The sequence below is a fragment of the Algoriphagus sp. NBT04N3 genome (genome assembly GCF_019443765.1).
Lineage (GTDB): Bacteria > Bacteroidota > Bacteroidia > Cytophagales > Cyclobacteriaceae > Algoriphagus > Algoriphagus ornithinivorans.
The window spans coordinates 4,637,282-4,657,739 of the sequence record NZ_CP048415.1 but is presented as its reverse complement, the minus strand read 5'-3'; the positions used below and the strand labels follow the sequence as shown (position 1 = coordinate 4,657,739).

Sequence of the window (20,458 nt, the reverse complement as noted above, 5' to 3'; positions counted from 1 at the left end):
AAAATCCACCAATGGTTAAACCAGCCAAAGAATCATTGATTTCTAAGCTCAGAATTATAAAAATCCAAAGAATCAATTGAATTATCGTAAATTACATTTAACCAATATCAGCACCATGAAAAAAGCCATTTACATTTTTGTCATTTCAATTTTAATCATCTCTTGTTCGGAGAAGTATAACTCACCCATTCAAGTTGACATCGCTTCAGAGTTGGAGCAAGAGCTAAAAGACGGTAGACTTCTAGTTATTTTTTCTCCGGACAGTACTCCCGAACCAAGATTCGGAATCAATGATGAAGTGAGTAGCAATCAAGTTTTTGGGATGGATTTCGAAGGTTTCGAAGCAGGCAATCCTATCATTCTAGACCCAGAAAGCTTTGGATATCCTATTGAGCAACTCAAGGATTTCCCAAAAGGAGAATATTACGTTCAGGCTTTTATTCAAAAACATGAAACTTTTGAACGCGCTGATGGCCACACTGTAAAACTTCCCATGGATCAGGGAGAGGGCCGCCAATGGGCAAGAGCTCCAAAAAATATTTACAGCACTCCGAAAAAAGTCCTTTGGGACGGAGAGAATCTCAGCCTGACTATTGACCAGGAAATTCCACCTGTTCAAGAACCCGAAGACACAGAATACATCAAGCATATCAAAATCAAATCAGAGTTACTTTCCAAATTTTGGGGTCGGGACATGTATTTAGGCGCTCATGTTTTGATTCCTGAAGGGTTTGATCAAAACCCTAATCAATATTATCCCCTGATGGTTTTCCATGGGCATTTTCCTGATGATTTTGGAGGATTCAGAACCATCCCTCCTGATCCGGAATTGGGAGAAGATGATTACAGTGCTCGCTTTGGAATATATGGTTATGCCAAACTTCAGCAGCAAGAAGCCTATGATTTTTACCAAAAGTGGATTTCACCGGACTTCAAGCGATTTATTATCATAGAAATCCAACATGCTAATCCATATTACGACGACAGTTATGCTGTTAACTCAGAGAATTTGGGACCATATGGAGATGCGATCACCTATGAATTGATTCCTTTTATAGAAAAGCAATTCCGGGGAATAGGTGAAGGATGGGCTAGGTTTTTATATGGAGGATCCACGGGTGGATGGGAGGCTTTGGCCGCTCAGGTATTTTATCCGGAGGAATACAATGGCTGTTTTGCAGCATGCCCTGACCCTATAGATTTTAGAGCATACACCACTGTCAATCTATATGAGGATAAAAATGCGTATTTCTTAAATGGGACGTTCAGAAAAACTCCTAGAGTTGGCAAAAGGAACTATTTAGGCCATGTATCTGCTATGTTAAAGGATATGAACCATAAAGAATTGGCTCTTGGTGGAGAAAATAGCCGCTCAGGAGATCAATTTGACATATGGCAAGCGGTATATTCTCCTGTAGGTAATGATGGTTATCCCGAGCCTATTTGGAATAAAAAGACCGGCGAAATTAATCCTGGGGTAGCGGCTTATTGGAAGGAAAATTTCGACCTCCGATATATTATGGAAAGAGATTGGAAAAAGCTCGGACCAAAATTGGAGGGAAAAATCAATATTTATTGTGGTGATATGGATAACTATTATCTCAATAATGCAGTTTACCTCACTGAAGCTTTTTTGGAGCAAACTCAAGATCCTTATTATGCTGGAGAAGTAGCCTATGGGGATAGAGCTGAACATTGCTGGAATGGTGATCCAAGCCTTCCCAATTACATCACTCGTCTTCGCTACAACACCATGTATTTAGATAAAATTGAGGAAAGACTGAAATCTACAGCTCCATCAAATTTTAATCAACAAAACTGGACACTAACCAAAAATTAAAAAAATGAAATCAACTATCAAACTTGGCCTACTTGGCCTATCAGCAAGCTTTTTATTTGCACAATGCGGACCACAGAAAACCGAGGAAACCGAAGAAGTTGCAGTAATTGAGGAGGTAAAAACACCAACGCTCACCAAACTTTGGGAAACACCTGCCACACTAGAGACAGTGGAATCAGTTCTTTACGACGAGGCGACAGGTACAATTTATACCTCCAACATTATTGGCCAAGATCCATTGGGTAAAGATGGAAAAGGTTCAATTTCAATTATTGACAATGAAGGAAATATTGTAACTCAAGATTGGGTCACTGGACTGAATGCTCCAAAAGGAATGGGCATCAGTAATGGAAAATTGTATGTCACAGATATTGATCAGTTAGTCGAAATCGATATTGCAACGGCGAAAGTTTCCAACAGGTGGCCTGTTCAGGGAGCTCAATTCCTGAATGATGTGGCTACTCATGATGGTAAAGTTTATTTCACAGACATGAATACTGGAAAAGTTCACATGTATGCTGATGGGAAAATCAGCACCATCTCAAAAGGACATGACAGTATCAATGGTATTGCAGTTGCGAATGATGGAACTATCTATGGTTTGGATGCATCTGGCTTGAAGAAATGGAATGCAGATGGTACCGCTGAGGTGGTCAACAATGCGGTAACAGGAGGAGATGGATTGGTGATCTTAGGAGACGGAAACTTTGTGGCTTCAAGATGGCAAGGTGAAGTATGGTTTGCTAGCGCTGAAGACCAAAGCATCCTACTAGATACCAAAGCTGAAGAATCCAATACAGCAGACATTGGATACAATCCATCAGAAATGATCGTATATATCCCTACCTTCTTCAAAAACAAGGTAGTAGCTTATAAATTGGATTATTAAGATATAGCTTTAAAGGTCAAAGGGGCTGTAAAATCAGCTCCTTTTTTCTTCTCTAAGTAGTTTAAAATCCACTCATGGAAACTCAAATAAGGAATAGAGTTTTTCCGTGCCGATTCTGCATTATTGTCCTTACCTTTATAACGATTCTAATTAGCAATAAATAAAAGAATCAATAACCCGAATATTATGAGTTCAAAACCTATCAATTACGAGCTGGAAAAAAACATGGAAGTCATTTCCCAGCTGGATGCCATCGTCGGTGATGCTGTGGATAATGTGCTGGTTGATCCCGATGACTGTTGGCAGCCATCTGATTTTCTTCCAGATATGTCCAATCCAGAAGCGATTGAAGACATTAAACTATTACAGATGCGGGCGGAAGGGATTCCAGATACCGTTTTGACTTCTCTGGTAGGAAACATGATCACTGAAGAGGCATTACCTTCCTATCAGACTTATTTTAATTTGTTAGAAGGAATCAATGAAGAAAGAAACCTTCTTTCTCCTTCAGGTTGGGTAAGATGGTCAAAAGCTTGGACTGCAGAAGAGAACCGTCACGGTGATCTTTTAAATAAATATCTCTACCTAACAGGAAGAGTGGATATGAAGGCAGTAGAGCAAACCATCCACCGTCTGATTTCGAATGGATTTGACCCAAAATCTGAATCTGATCCATATCAGGCTATGATTTATACCTCCTTTCAGGAAAGAGCTACTAAGATTTCCCACGTAAACACAGGTAAACTTGCCGATAAAGCAGGAGATCATGTGCTTTCAAAAATCTGTAAAACTATTGCGGGTGATGAAGCAAGACATGAAAAGGCTTATAAAACCTTCATGTCTAAAATTTTTGAAATAGATCCTAGCGGCGCTATGGTAGCCTTCGAAAAAATGATGCGCAAGCAAATTGTCATGCCGGCAGTATTAATGGGAGAAGGTGGAAGCCGTCAATCTTTGTACAAAGATTTCTCTGAAATCACACAAAAAGTAGGAATCTACACAGGCTGGGATTATGCTAGAATCATTCAGCACTTGGTGGATCACTGGAAAGTTGAAGCTGTAACCGGCTTAAATGATATGGCCGCAAAGGCACAAGATTACTTATCAAATCTTGCAGATAGATATATGAGATTGGCAGACCGAATGAAAGCACCTGATGAGGTGAAGTTAGCTTGGTTGAAATAATTAATGCCAAAACCACGAATAAAAGTCCTGTCTTTACGGCAGGACTTTTTTTGTATATTTCTATTCTTCAAAAAGCTAAACTTATGATTCAAAGAATATTTCCACTGACTCTCTTATTGCTGTTTTGTTTACAAATAAGCTATGCGCAGTCATTCAAAATCAATTCAGACAGACTTCATGCCTCATTAATGCAGCTTTCCACCTATGGAAAAAATGAAAAAGGGGGAACGGATAGAGTTGCATACAGTGAATATGATCTACAAGCTAGGGAATATGTTATCAGTCTGATGAAAGATGCAGGCCTGAGTGTTTCCGTGGATTTTGCAGGAAATATTATTGGAAGAAAAAAGGGAACAGATGATACTTTAAAGCCCATTGCATTTGGATCGCATATAGATGAAGTACCTAATGGAGGAGATTACGATGGACCTGTGGGATCGATGTCATCCATTGAAGTTATCAAGACCTTAGCTGAAAATAATGTTACCACTAAACATCCTTTGGAAGTAATCATATTTACCAATGAAGAAGGTGGAGTAGTAGGAAGTAGAGCTTTGGTAGGCCAATTGAGTAAAGAGGCACTACAAGTAGTAAGTAATGCAGGAATCACTCAATATGAGGGCATCAAAAAATTAGGAGGGAATCCTGACAGAATCAATGAAATTAAAAGAAATCCGGGTGATTTGGCGGCTTTTTTAGAATTACATATTGAGCAAGGAGCGAATCTCTACAATGAAAAGAAAGACATTGGTGTGGTGGAAGGAATTGTAGCCATTGACTGGTGGGATATCACTTTTACAGGATTTGCCAATCATGCCGGTACTACTCCAATGAATCTTCGAAAAGACCCTATGCTGGCAGCGGCAAAGTTCATTCTAGCGGTAAACCAAACTGTGAAATCCTACGAAGGAAGACAGGTAGCAACAGTTGGAAAAATTCAGGCATTCCCTGGAGCTGGCAACGTAATACCAGGAGAAGTTAAGCTCAATTTAGAAATGCGGGATCTCTCTTCAGAAAAAATTTGGACTATTTATAAGGACCTGGAAAAGCAAGCCCAGAGTATAGCAGAGGAATTTGATGTTGAGTTTAATTCCAAACATATTGAGGTTGCATCCAAACCAGCATTAGCTGACCCAGAGGTCAGAAGGGTAATTCAGGCTCAAGCAGAAAAACTGGGACTTTCAACTCTAAGCCTTCCGAGTGGAGCTGGCCATGATGCTCAAGAAATGGCTAGAATTGCTCCCATGGGTATGATCTTTATTCCAAGTAAAGATGGAATTAGCCATGCACCTTCTGAATTCTCCAGCAAGGAGGATATTGCCAATGGCGCCAACGTACTTCTTTACACCATTTTAGAACTGGACAAGAAGCTTCAATAATCAAAAAAAGCAATTCACTAAACTTTTTTAGGGCTTTTTCCATTTACATGTATATACATTAATTAGCTATGAGAAAGATCAAAAAAATACACAAATCAGAATATAGACCTATCGCAGACCTAGTTACATATAGTCCTATGCCGACGCGGTCTTTACAAATGATAGATCCTTTTTTGTTTTTGAATCATCATGGATTTCAAACATACCCTGAGCATAATCAAGGTCTACCGTTTGGACCTCATCCACATAGAGGAATGGAAACAGTAACCTTCATTTTGGAAGGTGATATCATGCATAAGGATTCTAGCGGGCATGAATCAGTAATTGGGCCTGGAGGAGTTCAGTATATGACTGCTGGGAAGGGCTTGATACATGCTGAAGTTTCTAGCTCTGAATTCAAGAAAAAAGGTGGTGACTTGGAGATTCTGCAATTATGGTTGAATCTTCCAGCTGCGAAAAAAATGATGGATCCGAATTATGTTGGCTTGCAGAAAGATGAAATTCCAACCTTTGAGCTGAGCGAAGGTAAAATTCAGGTGCAGCAACTCTTTGGTGAATGGAATGGTGTAAATGGCGCTTTTGAAGGTACTTTCCCTATTACCATGAGCACCATTTATTTAGAAGACGGCAGCCAGTTTACTAAGGAGATCCCTGAAGATGAGAATATCTTTTTTTACTTGGTTCGCGGTGAGGTAACAGTCAATCAAGAAGAAGTTCAATTCCGACATTTGGTAGAATTTGAAAATAAAGAATCTACTCTTTCCGTGGAAGCTCATGAAAAATCAATTCTAATTTTAGGCCATGCTAAGCCTTTCAATGAGCCAGTTGTGGCTCAAGGACCATTTGTCATGAATTCTCAGCAAGAGATCTATGAGGCTTATGAAGATTACCAGCAAGGAAAATTTGGTTCTTGGAATGGTTAAGAATCTATAATGTCTTGGGAGATCAGCCGATAAATTTCAGCGATTTGCTCATTGTAATTTAAAAAGCGATGATGGTCTTCCAAAACTTCATAATCTTCCCGAATGGCAGGACCAGTTTGCGCTTTTTGAGCCCCTATCTGTAAACTTTTTGAGATAGTTTCAATAATTAGAGGTTTGATCATTTCGAAATCTAAGCCTTGCCTTCTCATTATTTCCTCAGCAATTCTGATCATGTGGTTTGAAAAATTACTAGCAAAAACAGCTGCCACATGCACTGCCTTTCTATCTTTGGATCTCACCAAATAAGTTAAGTTAGAAATACTTTTTGCCAGCTTTTTTAGCTTTTGCAATACCTCCTGATCATCAGATTCCAATAAAAAAGGGACTTCTGACAAATCCATTTTTTGTCCCATGGTGAAGGATTGCAATGGATATAATATTCCAGTAAAGGTAGCTGAGCTATAACCTAATATATCCAATGGTGTAGTTCCGGAAGTATGAACCAAAATACTTCCCTCTGGCAAAATAACTGAATCGGCAATTTCAAGTATGGCATCATCTTTTACTGCCAGAATAAATATCTCAGCTTCACTTTCCGAAAAATCCAAGTCCTCTTTAGCTTCTGCTGCATAAACTCGCTCAGTGATTCTCCCAGCCTTCTCAATATCTCTGGCATAAACCTCCGTAATCATATGCCCTGCATCCTCCAAGGCCGGAGCTAAATGCCAGGCTACATTTCCTGCTCCTAAAATGGCTATTTTGAACTTCATGACGGAATTAAGCTATTTTTTAGGCAAAATAAAAAAGCCATTTCCCAAAAGAGAAATGGCTTTATTCAATCAATTTCAATCTTATATATGTAAGGCTCTATTATCAGTAGCCGCCAAACAGGCCTCTTTAAACGCTTCAGTATAAGTAGGGTGAGCATGGGACATTCTCGCGATATCTTCTGCAGAAGCTCTGTACTCCATCGCAACCACTGCTTCAGCGATCATATCTGCAGTTCTAGGTCCAATCATATGTACTCCCAGTATTTCATCGGTCTCTGCATCAGCTAAGACTTTGACCAAGCCATCCGTATCCATAGAGGCTCTTGCTCTACCTGATGCCATGAATGGAAATTTCCCTGACTTATATTTTATACTCTTTTCCTTCAATTGCTCTTCGGTATATCCAACAGAAGCAACCTCCGGCCAGGTATAGACTACTCCCGGGATCAAGTTATAATTGATATGTGGTTTTTGACCGGCAATTGTTTCTGCAACAAAGGTACCTTCTTCCTCAGCCTTATGAGCCAACATAGCACCTTTAACTACGTCACCAATAGCATAGATATGTGAGGCGGAAGTTTGCAAATGCTCATTCACTTCCACTTGCCCTCTGTCATTCAACTTGACACCAGCAGCTTCAGCATTCAGGCCTTCAGTATATGGCTTTCTCCCAATAGAAACTAAAACATAATCGCCTTTGATCTCGATGGTTTCTCCTTTTCCGTTTTCAGCCTTTACGATTACTTCTTTTCCTTTATTTTCTACAGAAGTCACCTTGTGCTTCAAATAAAACTCAAAGCCTAATTTCTTTAAAGACTTTTGAAGCTCTTTGCCCATAGTCTTATCCATAGAAGGAATCAAAGAATCCATAAACTCAACCACAGAAACTTTGGCTCCCATTCTACCATAAACGGATCCTAGTTCCATTCCAATCACACCACCGCCTATCACGATCAAGTGCTTTGGAATTTCCTTCATTTTCAAAGCTTCGGTAGAAGTAATCACTCTATCCTTATCCAGCTTAATAAAAGGCAAAGAAGCTGGTTTAGAACCTGTAGCTATAATGATATTTTTGCCTTGAATCTCTTCAGAATTACCATCCTCTTTAGTCACTTTGATGGTATTCTTATCTACAAAAGAACCCATTCCGTGGTGTACATCAATTTTATTCTTCTTCATCAAAAATTGAATCCCATCCACATTTTGTTTGACCACATCATCCTTTCTGGAAATCATCTGCTTCAAATCCACTTTCAGATTACTCAAATTAATACCATGAGTTTTGAAAGTATGGGCAGCATTATGATAATGCTCTGAGGAGTCAAGTAAAGCTTTGGAAGGAATACAACCTACATTGAGACATGTTCCGCCCAATGTTGAATATTTTTCAATAATGGCTGTTTTCATGCCCAATTGAGCAGCTCTAATCGCTGCCACATATCCTCCCGGGCCGGAGCCAATTACTATAACGTCGTACATTTTTTATCAAGTATTATGTACCAAGTATCAAGTACTAAGTACAACAAGGTTAAACATTTAAACTTTGCTTAAGTCTGACTATCATGTTTTGAATATGCTCAAGTTCAGTTTCTATTTTTTCAAAATCATCTATACTAACATAGCCCAAGCGGTTAGAAATAACCATTTGGGTATCTAACTCAAAAGAAGAGCCTAGTGAAATACCAAGGAAATGATCAAATTCCTTATTAGTATTCCTTCCTGCACCTTCTGCAATATTTGAAGGAATAGAAATTACACACTTATTCATTTGAGAGATTAATCCAAAGCGCTCTTGAGGAGGAAGATTTTCCGTAATCTTGTAAACTTCAACAGCTAAATCTATGGCCTTCTGCCATACTTTGAGTTCTTTGTAACGATGCATTTTGAATTTAATTTAGTTAAACATTTTTTTTATTAATTTAACTAATCAATTCAAATTTTAATACACTTTGTACATCGTACTTTTTACTTTGTACAGTCGTTTATACTCCAAACAACAACCTAGTTGGATCTTCCAAGAGTTGCTTCACGCGAACCAAGAAGCTTACAGACTCTCTTCCGTCAATGATTCTATGATCGTAAGAAAGTGCTACATACATCATAGGAAGAATTTTCACTTCACCGTTAACAGCCATCGGTCTTTCCACAATATTATGCATACCGAGAATAGCAGATTGAGGAGCATTAATGATCGGAGTAGACATCATGGAGCCAAATACACCTCCATTAGTGATGGTGAAGGTACCTCCAGTCATCTCTTCAATGGAAAGCTTATTATCTCTTGCTTTGGTAGCCAATCTTACCACTTCTTTTTCAATCTGATCGAAGCTAAGTCCTTCAGCGTTTCTAATTACTGGCACGACCAGACCTTTTGGAGCGGAAACAGCAATTGAAATATCACAGTAATCATTATATACAATCTCATTCCCATCAATTTTGGCATTGACAGCTGGCCATTCTTGAAGAGCAACACAAACAGCTTTGGTGAAGAATGACATGAAACCAAGTCCTACACCATGCTTTTCTTTAAACTGCTCCTTGAATTTGGATCTCAAATCCATAATTGGCTTCATATTGACTTCATTGAATGTCGTCAACATGGCTGTTTCATTTTTCACAGACACCAATCTTCTAGAAACAGTGCGTCGCAATGAGGACATTTTTTCTCTTCTCTCTTCTCTGGAACCACCCTGAGTTGGTTTTTGAGCAGGAGCTTCTGCCTTGCTTTCCGACTTGGATTCTGACTTAGGAGCTGGCGCAGATTTTTGAGCATTTTGTGCATCCTCTTTTGTAATTCTTCCGTCTTTTCCAGTTCCTTTTACCTCCTCTGGCTTAATTCCTTTTTCAGAAAGAATCTTAGACGCTGCCGGAGAAGCATGACCTGATGCGTAGCTGTCCTTATCAGATGAAGAAGATGAGGTTGAGGCACTTTCGGAGCTGGACTTTTCAGAAGATGAAGTTTCAGGCTCTCCTTCAGTTACTTCAATCTTACAGATCAATCCTCCGATTTCAAGTGTATCACCCTCTTTTGCCACATGTCGAAGTATTCCAGAAGCTTCAGCAGGTAATTCGAAGGTTGCTTTATCTGAATCCACTTCAGCAATGATATCGTCTAATTTGACATAATCGCCATCGGCTTTGATCCAATTTGCCAGCGTAACCTCAGTGATAGATTCACCAACAGTTGGCACAACCATTTCCTTTACTTCCCCTGTTTTAGAAGAGGAGGAAGAAGATGATTTAGACTTTTCCTCAGACTTTTTGGAGTCTTTTGACTCTTCACTTTTGACTCCTGAATCTGATTCTTCTATTACACAGATCACAGCGCCAATTTCCAATGTATCACCTTCCTCTGCTTTGATTCGTAAGGTACCTGCAGCCTCTGCCGGCAATTCAAAAGTTGCTTTATCAGATTCAAGCTCACATAGAACTTCATCCATCTGAACTGAATCCCCATCTTTTTTAAACCACTGGCCTATGGTTACTTCGGTGATTGATTCACCGACAGCCGGAACTTTGATTTCTTTGCTCATGTGTTTTTCTGTTGACTTTTACCAAAAAATGGCAAAAGAGGTAAAAGGAATATTCTGGATTTGCGGTTAATTACAGTTTTAATGCTTTGGAAACAATTGCTTTTTGTTCTTCTACATGGACTTTGTTATATCCGGTAGCTGGAGATGCACTCATCTTTCTGGCAATCACATCCATTGGAAGTTCTTTATGCAGAAGTCTCAACATATAATTCCAGTAGCCCATATTTTCTGGCTCTTCCTGAACCCATACTACTTCCGCGTCTTTGTATTGCTTCAATGTTTCAAAAATCTGCTTTTTAGGCAGTGGATGTAGTTGTTCAATACGAACAAGCGCTACATTCTTCACTTTTTCTTTCTCTCTCGCTTCTTCTAGGTCATAGTATACTTTACCAGTACACAAGACCACTCGCTTCACATCCTTGGTGTTTACAGTAGTATCAGGAATTAATTCTCTAAACTTACCCGAAGTAAATTCATCTATAGGTGACATTACCTTAGGGTGACGCAACAAGGATTTTGGAGACATCACAACGCATGGCTTCCTAAATTCCCAAGCTAATTGTCTTCTTAATAAATGAAAGAAGTTGGATGGCTCGGTGATGTTAGCCACCACCATATTATATTCAGCAGAAAGCTGCAAAAATCTTTCTGGTCTCGCATTAGAGTGCTCTGGACCCTGTCCTTCATACCCATGAGGAAGTAGCATAACCAGTCCATTTTGCTTTTGCCACTTGGATTCACCGGAGGAAATAAACTGGTCAATCATGGTTTGGGCTCCGTTTGCAAAATCACCAAACTGCGCTTCCCAAATGGTCAATGAATGCGGATTAGCCATGCCATATCCGTACTCAAATCCCAAAACAGCATATTCTGAAAGGAGAGAGTTGTAAATATGGAATTGTCCCTTTCTATCTTTCATTTCTTTCAAAGAATTGAAAGGCTGATTGGAATTGGCATCGTGTAATACTGCATGTCTGTGGGAGAATGTACCTCTTTGCACATCCTGACCTGTAAGTCTTACAGTTTTTCCCTCAAGTAATAGAGATCCATAAGCCAATAATTCAGCAGAAGCCCAGTTCAATGACTTGGACTTGAAGAACATATCTTTTCTCTGCTTCATTTGAGCCTCAATCTGCTTAATTGGCTTGAAGCCTTTTGGAATGGTGGTTAATGCTTCGGCCACTTGATCAATTACTTTGGCATCAACTCCTGTTTCTGGAGACTGATCAAAGTCTTCCGGCTTGGATCTTCTCAAGCTACCCCATTCTCTTTCAAACTTAGTAGCTTGATAAGGAAGTGGTTTTTCTTTAACCATGTTTAGACGATCTTGTAGAAGTTGTCTAAACTCCTCATCCATTTGAGATGCAATTTCGGCATCGATATCCCCTCTTTCGGTCAATCGCTTCACGTAAATCTCTCTAGGGTTTGGATGCTTGGAGATGATATTATAAAGTTCGGGTTGAGTGAATTTAGGTTCATCAGACTCATTATGACCATGACGTCTGTAGCAAACCATATCCACGAAAATATCCCGACCAAATTTTTGTCTGAATTCTGCAGCTAACTTCGCCGCGAAGACTACTGCTTCCGCATTATCACCATTAACGTGAATTACCGGAGCATCGATGATTTTAGCTACATCTGTACAATAGATAGAAGATCTTGCATCATCAAAATCAGTAGTAAAACCTACTTGGTTGTTGATGACAAAGTGAATGGTTCCTCCCGTGTTGTAGCCTTTCAAACCAGCCATCTGAGTCACCTCATACACAATACCTTGACCCGCTACTGCAGCATCCCCATGAATCAAAATAGGGAGTGCCTTGGTTTTATCACCCTTATGTTCTGAATCGATTTTTGCCCTGATAAATCCTTCAACCACAGGATTGACTGCCTCTAAGTGTGATGGATTGGGAGCCAACTTCAAGTGAACTTTCTTGTCTTCAGGAGTAACGATATCAGAGGAGTAACCCATATGATATTTTACGTCCCCATCTCCCATAGTTAGGTCTGGCTTGGCTGTACCCTCAAATTCAGAGAAAATCTGCTCATAGGTCTTTCCCATTACATTAGCAAGTACATTTAGCCTTCCCCTGTGAGCCATACCTATCATTACTTCTTCCACACCTCCTAGAGCAGCTGTATTTATTACAGCGTCTAAGAATGGAATAGTACTTTCACCGCCCTCTAAAGAAAAACGCTTTTGTCCAAGGTATTTGGTGTGTAAAAAGTTTTCAAAAACAACAGCTTGGTTGAGTTTAAATAAGATTCTTTTCTTTTCATCAGTGGATGGATTAAAGGCTAAAGCTTCCTTCTCAACTTTGGTTTTAAACCAATCCAGCATTTCGGGATCTCTGATGTAGAGATATTCGAAACCCATTGGACCCTCATAGATGGTTTTAAGTGCATCTATTATCGCAGAGAGTTTTGATTTTCCGATACCAATTTCATTACCCGCTTGGAACTCGGTATTCATATCATCTTGACCCAAACCAAAATCATCTGGATCAATCAGGGCTTTTCTATCTCTTCTTTCCCGAACTGGGTTTGTTTTAGATCTTAAGTGAGCTCTTGATCTGTGCGCATGGATTAGAGCCCTAACTTTAATTTCTTTTGGAAGCTGCTCCATGTCCATAATTGTACCTGGAGTAGCCAAAGAACCATTTTTAGGAGTCGATGCAGTAGATTCTGCAGCCTGGCCATTTTCACCTTCACCGTAATTGGTTAGGGCAAAATCAAATCCATCAAAAAATTCTTTCCAGCTAGGATCTATGGATTCTGGGTCTTGTTTGTAGGAATTATAGAGCTCATCTATATAGGAAACATGAGCGTTGGCGATGTATGAGAATTTGTCCATGGTTATTTTTTGAGAACAACACAAAACTACTCCCAAATGTTCAGATTAAAAAACCGCTTATTTGCTTTTCCAAATATACATATTAAATAAAAAAAGAGCGACAAATTTTGCCGCTCTTTAAATTCAAAAGAATTTTATTATCTCAATCCAGCAGGCCAAGGCTTACCAGAATTAGATTTAATTGTTACTAGACCAGTTTCTCCATCAGAGTTTAGCCACTGAATTACGAGATCCTGAGCATTTACACTTACTACAGTCATGGAGTAAGAAGCACTGTACTTATCAGATCCACTCATGGTCAACTTACCACAAGCATCATTGATTCGTACGTTACCACTTCCCCACGAGTCCCCATAGCAGTTCCAGAAACCGAAGGTTCCGTCTGTAATTCTATAAGCACCAGGAGTAGAAGCAATCGGGGTGAACGTAGTAGTTCCAGAAATAGTACCAGGACAAGAGCCATAGATAGACTGCATGTTCGTTTGAGTGAAGTTGTAAGTTCCTCCAAGGTCAGAAGGACAAATCACACTCACATTGTACTGGAATGGAGAAGCATAGAATGGTGCACCAGCAACGTTAGTAGTAACGTTATCACTGGAGAATCTTCTGCCAAACTTGTCATTCAATACTAATCTGAATTCGAATACATCCGCACCTTCAATTTGAGCAGGTGTTAAACCTACTGCAGAGATAGCTTCAGAAGCAGGGATCTCGAAAGAAACTCTTAAGAATCTAGATTCTGAATTTGGAGCGAAGTCAGACTTCTGAAGAGTTCTAACAAGAACATCGTTCGCTGGAGTATACTCAAGACCAACACCAGGGATCAATCGTCTGTGACGAACTCGAATTTCCACTGTTTCAACAGTGTTTCCATCCTCAGCATCTACGGCTTCCAAAGTCAAAGCAAATTTAGAATTCGCCAAGTCAAAGAAGTTAAAGGTAGTGCTTGTTCTTGAGATAGTTCTCAAATAAGCCGCCGTATCAAAGTCGGAATATGGGATATTCGGCTCTACAAAGTCTCTACAGGAGCTGAGGAAAATCAAAGCGCCCATCAGTAGACCGAAACTATATTTTATCATTTTCATATTTTTCAAATTTATCGGTTATTGAACCCAAGCGTTTCCTGCAGGATTTGTATCCCAAAATACTTGTACGGACTGATCAGGTTTTTGAACCGCTTTGGTATTTGTAACCATATAGTTGTTTGGATAGAAGAATGATCTTGGGAAAATTCCAGGATTCTGCTCCAAACCAGGTTGCATAGGTGAAGGCTTACCTGTTCTTCTATAAAGGTTATATGATTCAATTCCATTACCGTACAATGACAACCAATACTCTCTACCAATGATACCCATTTTGGCATCACTAGAACTAGTAGCATCAAATTCGTCTCCTACATACTTCAAGTAATTGTCAATATTGGTAGTCAAATTGATACCCTGAGCGGTTAAGAATGCATTGATAGCGCCACCTTCAGAAGTGCCTCTACTAAATGCAACTACATAATCCATATGCTTCTTGATACCGGACAACAAATAGTCCTTAGCACTACCGGTTGTACCCAAAGTCTGTGCAGCCTCAGCTAACATAAAGTCAACATAAGCAGCCAACATGATTGGATGGATTCCAGCACCCTGAGCTCCCAATGAAGGGTTGTTTACAGGAGAAGCAGAGTTATTATCAAATCTACCTCCAGCTGGGAATACACCCCAAGCAGTTCTCTTCAATCCATCTGGTGGAATACCGTCTGGATCTAGGTGATCACGACCCCAATATCCTCTCTGACCAGGAAGACAGTAGATAAAATTACCTACTAAATAGTGTGGCGGAGGAATCTGAGTAATACACTCAATTTCATCTGGATTGGTAGAATTAACTAATACCTGTCTGTAGAAATAGAATCTTGCACGAGGATCGTCAAAACCTTTAGCTTCAGTCAAATGCCACATGTAGAAAGTAGACTGGTAGTCTCCACCACCTTGTGTATACTGACCTGCAAATCTAGGATGACGAGAATCAGGATCAGCTCTTGTTGTTCCAAAACGGAATACGAAATCATCACCTGTCTTCAACATATTGTTTTCTGCAATCAAAGCATTGATAGCTGAAGTTGAACCAGCTCGATCAACCAATTTTCTGTTCAAATGGTATCTTAACTTCAAGGTATTCACCAAACGAATCCACTTGGTGTAGTTACGGTTGTAGTAATAATCATTTGGTGTACCAGAAGAAGGGTTAGCTGCAAAGTGAGCAGCTGCTTCATTCAAAGCTGCTAAAGCAGCGTCATAAACAGCAGCACCTTGGTCTACTGCAGGGTTGAACTCGTTAGGGTCCAAAGCCTGAGAGAATGGAACATCGCCATATGAATCTACCAAGTTAAACAAGACCATTGCCTTGATTGTCTTAGCGATACCTAAGTGTCTTTGGAAATTTGAAGCTTCAGCTAAAGGCTCCAAGAACTTGATATCTGCCAAAATATTCGCGTAAGCATTAGTCCAATATCCGTTTGTAGTAACTGGAGTATAAGCTCCTTCGTACTGAGCAGAACCTTGGTTAATAATACGAGTTAATCGCATTCCATCATCTCCAACAGTGTTGAAGAAGGACTGATAATCTAACTGAATTCTGTTTAACAGAAAGTCAGGAGAAGCTGTGTCTGCGTTTACAGCATTTGGGTTTTCCAACAAATCTAGGTCACAGGAAACCGCAAACAGTGTGCTGACAGCCAGCAATAAACTATATATTCTTTTTTTCATCTTAATTTCTGTTTGGGGTTAGAATGTAAGTGTTACAGTACCACCAAATCTTCTAGAGCTAGGACCTGTTACAAAGTCGAAGCCTAATCCGTTACCAACACCTGTTCCCAACACGTCTACGTCATAGTTCATGTTTGGAGGGAAGTTCAAGGCAAGGAACCAAAGGTTTGTACCACTCAAGGCGATAGAAGCTCTCTTAAATGGAGTCTTAGACATCAAGTTCGATGGGATTTGATAACCCAAAGAAAGTTCTCTCAATCGAATCATAGAACCATCGAATACGTTTGGCTCATCCGTTGCACCCTGATAACCTGCAAAGAAGTAATCAGAAGCAGTGATTTGAATATCGTTTGGAGTTCCATCTTCTTTCACACCTGGCATAATGAAGGTCAATTCTCTATCAACAACCGGATCTTTGGTTACACCTCTTGCTAGAGTTGCAGTCACAGTGTTGGAGAAAATTGCTCCCTTATGTCTGTACTCCATCATTGCATTTAAGGTAAATCCTTTGTAAGTAAAGGAGTTAATCCAAGAACCTGTCCAAGCTGGGTTTGGATCACCTAATACTTTCAATTCAGCAGAAGGCTTATACAATCCGTTAGAAAGAACAATTGGCTGACCAGTTTGCTCGTCTCTTTCAAATCCTACACCCTTGATAATATTGAACGGCTGACCAGGAATAGCGAAGTTACCCAAGGTAGTAAAACCAGCAACAACGATCTCTTCCAAACCTCCACCTAACTCGATGGTCTTAGATCTATAAAGACCCCAGTTTATAGTAGAATTCCATGCAAAACCTGAAGCGGTAGATACTGGAGTCACAGTTGCCTGGAATTCAATACCTCTGTTTCTAATTTTACCAATGTTGATTGCAGTTGAAGTAAATCCAGTAGCAGGATCAATTGGAGCTTGAGTAATTAAATCTCTTGTATTCTTCTGGTACAAGGAAATGTCAAACTTCAATTTGTTATTGAACATCACTGCTTCAATACCGAATTCAGTTTCTTCGTGTAACTCAGGCTTCAAATTTGGATTACCCAAAAGGTTGGATACAGAGTGAGTCTGAGTAACGGCTCCATCTCTTTCAAAAGCACGGGCACTTTGATTCAAAATGTTTCTCGTTCTATATGGAGAAGGGAAACCAGCAGAAGTACCATAACCTAATCTCAATTTCAAATCATTAATAGTGCTGCTGTTCCAGTTGAACGCAGTGCTAGGAAGGAAGGAAACTGATGCTCCCGGATATAGGATTCTTCTGTTTTCAGGCTCAACTGTTGAAGTCCAGTCGTTTCTTGCAGAAAGGTTAAAGAATAAATAATTAGAGTAGTCCAACGTTACGTTAGCATAAATACCCATTCTTCTTTCTTCTTGAGTAAAGTTCAAACCTCCACCGCTATATGCATCATTACTAGATGAGTTGGTGAAGTTAGAGTGACGGAACAATCCGAAAGCCAACTGTCCTTGAGAAGCTACACCATTTTGAGCATAAGTGTCATATCTGGAGTTACCACCAATCAAAGCACTCATACCAAATTTATCGGAGAATTGCTTCTTCCAGTTGATGATCAAATCTTGGTTCCAGATACTATTTGTAACGTTTACTGATCTGTAATAACCAGAAGTTGTTGCCAAAGAAGAAGAAGGTCCTCCTCTATTATATCTCAATTCCTGCAATTCTGTATATGTATCCAAGCCGATTCTATAAGTAATAGAAAAGTCGTCGGTCAAATCATAGTTGATTGATGTAGAATTGAAGAAACGCTGTACATCAGAAGTATTCTGATAATATCTCACCAACCAGTTAGGGTTAACGATATCATTACCTCCTCTGTAGTATACAGAGCTTCTATCAATTGGGTTTTCAAAAGGAAGACCACCCAAATCCACAGAACGAGGAGTATACAATACGTGAGCAAAAACAGATGGAATACCACCAGAAGGTCCGGAACCGAAGGCTGCGTTAACTGGAGGAGACTGTAGGTCTGTAATTGCGAAAGTGAAAGAAGATCTAACAGAAAGTTTGTCAGAAACTGCAGAGTTAACACCCAAACCGAAGTTGTACTTCTTCAATTCGTTGCCAGGAGTAAATCCTTCTTCGTCAGTATAACCGAAAGAAGCGTTGAAGCTAGTCTTGTCTGAACCACCTGCAACTTGAACAGATGTATTAGAAATCAAACCGGTTCTGAAGAAAATCTCAGAAGGATCAGCATATGCCTTATATTCATACTGTACTGGAGTACCTCCTACAATTCCATCAACCCAGAACTGTGGGAAAGCTTCTCTTACTTTTTGTACAGAAGAAGTAGCATATGGGTGGTTTACTGTTCTTCCTTCATCCATTCTTGGACCGAAGTTAGAGAAGAAGAAACCAGGCGCTTGCTGGAAACCATTACCATAAACCTGACCATAAGTAGGCAAAGATGCCGCCTCGTTGGTAAATACAGATTGGTTGATAGTTACCTCAGCAGCTTTTCTCTTAGATGCTCCTGATTTGGTAGTGATCAAGATCACACCGTTTCTACCTTGGTCACCGTAAAGTACGGTTGCTGACAAACCTTTCAATACAGAGATAGCCTCAATATTGTTAGGGTCAATATCCAAGAAACGAGAAGATGTGGTCGCACCACCTGTAGTAAATCCGTTTTGGTTGTTTGTGCTAGTGTTGAAAGGAACACCATCTACAACGAACAAAGGCTGGTTAGAACCGGTAGCTGAGGAATAACCTCTAATTACCATGTTGGTACCAGAACCTGACATACCGTTGGTAGATGTAATGTTTACACCTGGCACTTTACCTTGCAAAACACGAGCTACGTCTTGCTCAGGTCTGTTCTCGAGCTGCTCATTACCTACAGAGGTAACTGCATAACCCAAGGCTTTCTTTTCCCTTTCAATACCAATTGCAGTTACTACCACTTCTGATAGTTGAGCTGCGTCAGTTGTAAGGGTTACGTTAATGACGGTTCGGTTGCCTATCGCCTCTTCTTTGGATACAAGACCCACAAAAGAGAAAATCAGCACATTCGAACCCGCTGGCACGCTGATGGAATAATTACCATCCAAATCGGTGGTAGTACCCACTGTCGTACCCTTCACGAGGACGGTTGCACCCGGCAAGCCTAGTCCATCTTCGTCGGAAATTACCGTACCGGTAATTACCCGCTGTTGCGCCGACACCTCATAGCTGAGTGTCATGGTGAAAAGCGCAACAACAAAGAGTAAAGCTTTTCTCATAAGGTATTTAGTTTAGTTGATATGTAAAGAAAATCTCTTTCAGTTGAATTTCAAAATATTCAAAATCTGAAATTATTATTCTATTTGTCATGTATTTTATTGTTTAAACACAATTTTAAAATAATTTAAACCTTATTATTCATATGATTAGTTAATTATTGACTAATTTGAAGCCTTTTTTAAAATCAAGCGGTAGAAATTTTGTATAAGCGGTGTAAAAAGATGATTATTTGGCAAAAAGCGGTTATTTAACAAATATTAACTGATTTGCATGGTATATAATTAGATGACAAAATTTTATTTTGAATTATCAGGCCCATAATATCATTTTTAAAAAAAATATTACACGGATTTATTTCTTAAAACCCTATATAGTTTTTTCAGTTATTGGTTTTAAAAAATATAACCCAATATATAGGCTGGTAATCCAATTTTTATTTTGACGCTAAAATTGAAGACTTATAGCATTTCAGAAAAAATTAAAAAAATCTCAAATCAGGGTTCAAATCTTTTAAGATGACTTTATTTTTTTGCGAATTCAGAAAAAATAGGTTCAAAAAAATAATATGTGACTGAATTTTAAAACGAATATCTTAAAGTAAGGGCAGCTTCATCTTCCCAAAGAGTAGTAAAATCAGCAAAATTATATGCGGGTTTCCAGTAAACTCCCAAATAAAAATTACTCCGGTTGATATTATACTCTAAACCCACTATTGCATCTACTCCAAATACATTATAGTCCTGATCAATTTTGTAAACCCATGGAGGTTCACCCTTCCCATCTTTCCACATGCCATAGTGGGCTCCTCCGCCAACATACCATTCCAGCCCCTCAAATTCTCTGATATCCCAGTGGTGTTCATACAGCAAAGCTCCAACCCAACCCTTCCATCGATTATATACCAATAAGTCTATGGCTCCTTGTTCGGAGATGAACTGCTTGACCGTTCCTCCCAAGTTGGTTCCCCCAACTACTCCCACCATGGTATTGTAAGCTCTAACTTGGGCTTTCGCAGAAGGAATTTGGAAAAACACTACTCCTGCAAACAATAGCACAAACACAATCTTTTTCATCGACATTATAAATTCAAG

The 20,458-nt window shown here is 39.5% G+C and carries 14 protein-coding genes; 5 read left to right on the top strand and 9 right to left on the bottom strand.

Annotation, left to right across the window (positions count from 1 at the left end; translation table 11 throughout):
* The first annotated feature begins 115 nt into the window (after positions 1 to 115).
* The 5 genes from GYM62_RS20250 to GYM62_RS20230 all read left to right on the top strand — a co-directional run bounded on the left by GYM62_RS20250 (position 116) and on the right by GYM62_RS20230 (position 6,216).
* Positions 116 to 1,840 (top strand): alpha/beta hydrolase-fold protein, encoded by a 1,725-nt coding sequence (locus tag GYM62_RS20250; protein ID WP_219957743.1) that lies wholly within the window; start codon positions 116 to 118, stop codon positions 1,838 to 1,840.
* A 4-nt stretch (positions 1,841 to 1,844) separates the two neighbouring features.
* Positions 1,845 to 2,729, top strand: coding sequence for an SMP-30/gluconolactonase/LRE family protein (locus GYM62_RS20245; RefSeq protein ID WP_219957742.1), 885 nt, complete (start codon positions 1,845 to 1,847; stop codon positions 2,727 to 2,729).
* Positions 2,730 to 2,915: 186 nt separating this feature from the next.
* Positions 2,916 to 3,914 carry an acyl-ACP desaturase gene (locus tag GYM62_RS20240; protein WP_370627647.1) on the top strand — a complete coding sequence of 333 codons (999 nt, stop codon included), beginning with the start codon at positions 2,916 to 2,918 and terminating at the stop codon, positions 3,912 to 3,914.
* Between the two features lie 83 nt (positions 3,915 to 3,997).
* A complete protein-coding gene (locus GYM62_RS20235; RefSeq protein ID WP_255590451.1) occupies positions 3,998 to 5,293 on the top strand; it encodes a Zn-dependent hydrolase in 1,296 nt (431 codons plus the stop codon).
* A gap of 68 nt (positions 5,294 to 5,361) precedes the next feature.
* On the top strand, positions 5,362 to 6,216 hold the full coding sequence (locus GYM62_RS20230) for a pirin family protein (protein ID WP_219957741.1): 855 nt from the start codon (positions 5,362 to 5,364) through the stop codon (positions 6,214 to 6,216).
* On the opposite strand, the gene GYM62_RS20225 is transcribed toward GYM62_RS20230, so the two are convergent.
* The 9 genes from GYM62_RS20225 to GYM62_RS20185 form a co-directional block, all read right to left on the bottom strand.
* Entirely contained in the window at positions 6,213 to 6,986 is a 774-nt protein-coding gene (locus tag GYM62_RS20225) for a Rossmann-like and DUF2520 domain-containing protein (protein WP_144605423.1), read from the bottom strand. The two genes, GYM62_RS20230 and GYM62_RS20225, sit on opposite strands and share 4 nt — an antisense overlap.
* An 81-nt stretch (positions 6,987 to 7,067) precedes the next feature.
* A complete protein-coding gene (lpdA, locus tag GYM62_RS20220) occupies positions 7,068 to 8,465 on the bottom strand; it encodes a dihydrolipoyl dehydrogenase (protein WP_219957740.1) in 1,398 nt (465 codons plus the stop codon).
* Positions 8,466 to 8,514: 49 nt separating this feature from the next.
* Positions 8,515 to 8,868 (bottom strand): four helix bundle protein, encoded by a 354-nt coding sequence (locus GYM62_RS20215; protein ID WP_219957739.1) that lies wholly within the window; start codon positions 8,866 to 8,868, stop codon positions 8,515 to 8,517.
* Positions 8,869 to 8,968: 100 nt separating this feature from the next.
* Entirely contained in the window at positions 8,969 to 10,519 is a 1,551-nt protein-coding gene (gene odhB / locus GYM62_RS20210; protein ID WP_219957738.1) for a 2-oxoglutarate dehydrogenase complex dihydrolipoyllysine-residue succinyltransferase, read from the bottom strand.
* Between the two features lie 70 nt (positions 10,520 to 10,589).
* Complete coding sequence (locus GYM62_RS20205; RefSeq protein ID WP_219957737.1) at positions 10,590 to 13,376, bottom strand: 2-oxoglutarate dehydrogenase E1 component; 2,787 nt, start codon at positions 13,374 to 13,376, stop codon at positions 10,590 to 10,592.
* A 137-nt stretch (positions 13,377 to 13,513) separates the two neighbouring features.
* On the bottom strand, positions 13,514 to 14,461 hold the full coding sequence (locus GYM62_RS20200) for a hypothetical protein (RefSeq protein WP_219957736.1): 948 nt from the start codon (positions 14,459 to 14,461) through the stop codon (positions 13,514 to 13,516).
* Between the two features lie 18 nt (positions 14,462 to 14,479).
* Positions 14,480 to 16,132: a SusD/RagB family nutrient-binding outer membrane lipoprotein gene (locus GYM62_RS20195; RefSeq protein WP_219957735.1), complete on the bottom strand. Its 1,653-nt coding sequence runs from the start codon at positions 16,130 to 16,132 to the stop codon at positions 14,480 to 14,482.
* An 18-nt stretch (positions 16,133 to 16,150) separates the two neighbouring features.
* Positions 16,151 to 19,366, bottom strand: a complete 3,216-nt coding sequence (locus tag GYM62_RS20190; RefSeq protein WP_219957734.1) for a SusC/RagA family TonB-linked outer membrane protein — start codon at positions 19,364 to 19,366, stop codon at positions 16,151 to 16,153.
* A gap of 579 nt (positions 19,367 to 19,945) precedes the next feature.
* The gene (locus GYM62_RS20185; protein WP_091651054.1) at positions 19,946 to 20,440 is read right to left on the bottom strand and encodes a hypothetical protein; all 495 of its coding nucleotides are present in this window, start codon (positions 20,438 to 20,440) and stop codon (positions 19,946 to 19,948) included.
* Positions 20,441 to 20,458: the final 18 nt, after the last annotated feature.

Bases quoted from the DNA above. Each gene is read 5' to 3' on its own strand.
- GYM62_RS20185 (WP_091651054.1), bottom strand. From the start codon at position 20,440: ATGAAAAAGATTGTGTTTGTGCTATTGTTTGCAGGAGTAGTGTTTTTC.
- GYM62_RS20190 (WP_219957734.1), bottom strand. From the start codon at position 19,366: ATGAGAAAAGCTTTACTCTTTGTTGTTGCGCTTTTCACCATGACACTC.
- GYM62_RS20195 (WP_219957735.1), bottom strand. From the start codon at position 16,132: ATGAAAAAAAGAATATATAGTTTATTGCTGGCTGTCAGCACACTGTTT.
- GYM62_RS20225 (WP_144605423.1), bottom strand. From the start codon at position 6,986: ATGAAGTTCAAAATAGCCATTTTAGGAGCAGGAAATGTAGCCTGGCAT.
- GYM62_RS20200 (WP_219957736.1), bottom strand. From the start codon at position 14,461: ATGAAAATGATAAAATATAGTTTCGGTCTACTGATGGGCGCTTTGATT.
- lpdA (WP_219957740.1), bottom strand. From the start codon at position 8,465: ATGTACGACGTTATAGTAATTGGCTCCGGCCCGGGAGGATATGTGGCA.
- odhB (WP_219957738.1), bottom strand. From the start codon at position 10,519: ATGAGCAAAGAAATCAAAGTTCCGGCTGTCGGTGAATCAATCACCGAA.
- GYM62_RS20205 (WP_219957737.1), bottom strand. From the start codon at position 13,376: ATGGACAAATTCTCATACATCGCCAACGCTCATGTTTCCTATATAGAT.
- GYM62_RS20235 (WP_255590451.1), top strand. From the start codon at position 3,998: ATGATTCAAAGAATATTTCCACTGACTCTCTTATTGCTGTTTTGTTTA.
- GYM62_RS20215 (WP_219957739.1), bottom strand. From the start codon at position 8,868: ATGCATCGTTACAAAGAACTCAAAGTATGGCAGAAGGCCATAGATTTA.
- GYM62_RS20230 (WP_219957741.1), top strand. From the start codon at position 5,362: ATGAGAAAGATCAAAAAAATACACAAATCAGAATATAGACCTATCGCA.
- GYM62_RS20240 (WP_370627647.1), top strand. From the start codon at position 2,916: ATGAGTTCAAAACCTATCAATTACGAGCTGGAAAAAAACATGGAAGTC.
- GYM62_RS20245 (WP_219957742.1), top strand. From the start codon at position 1,845: ATGAAATCAACTATCAAACTTGGCCTACTTGGCCTATCAGCAAGCTTT.
- GYM62_RS20250 (WP_219957743.1), top strand. From the start codon at position 116: ATGAAAAAAGCCATTTACATTTTTGTCATTTCAATTTTAATCATCTCT.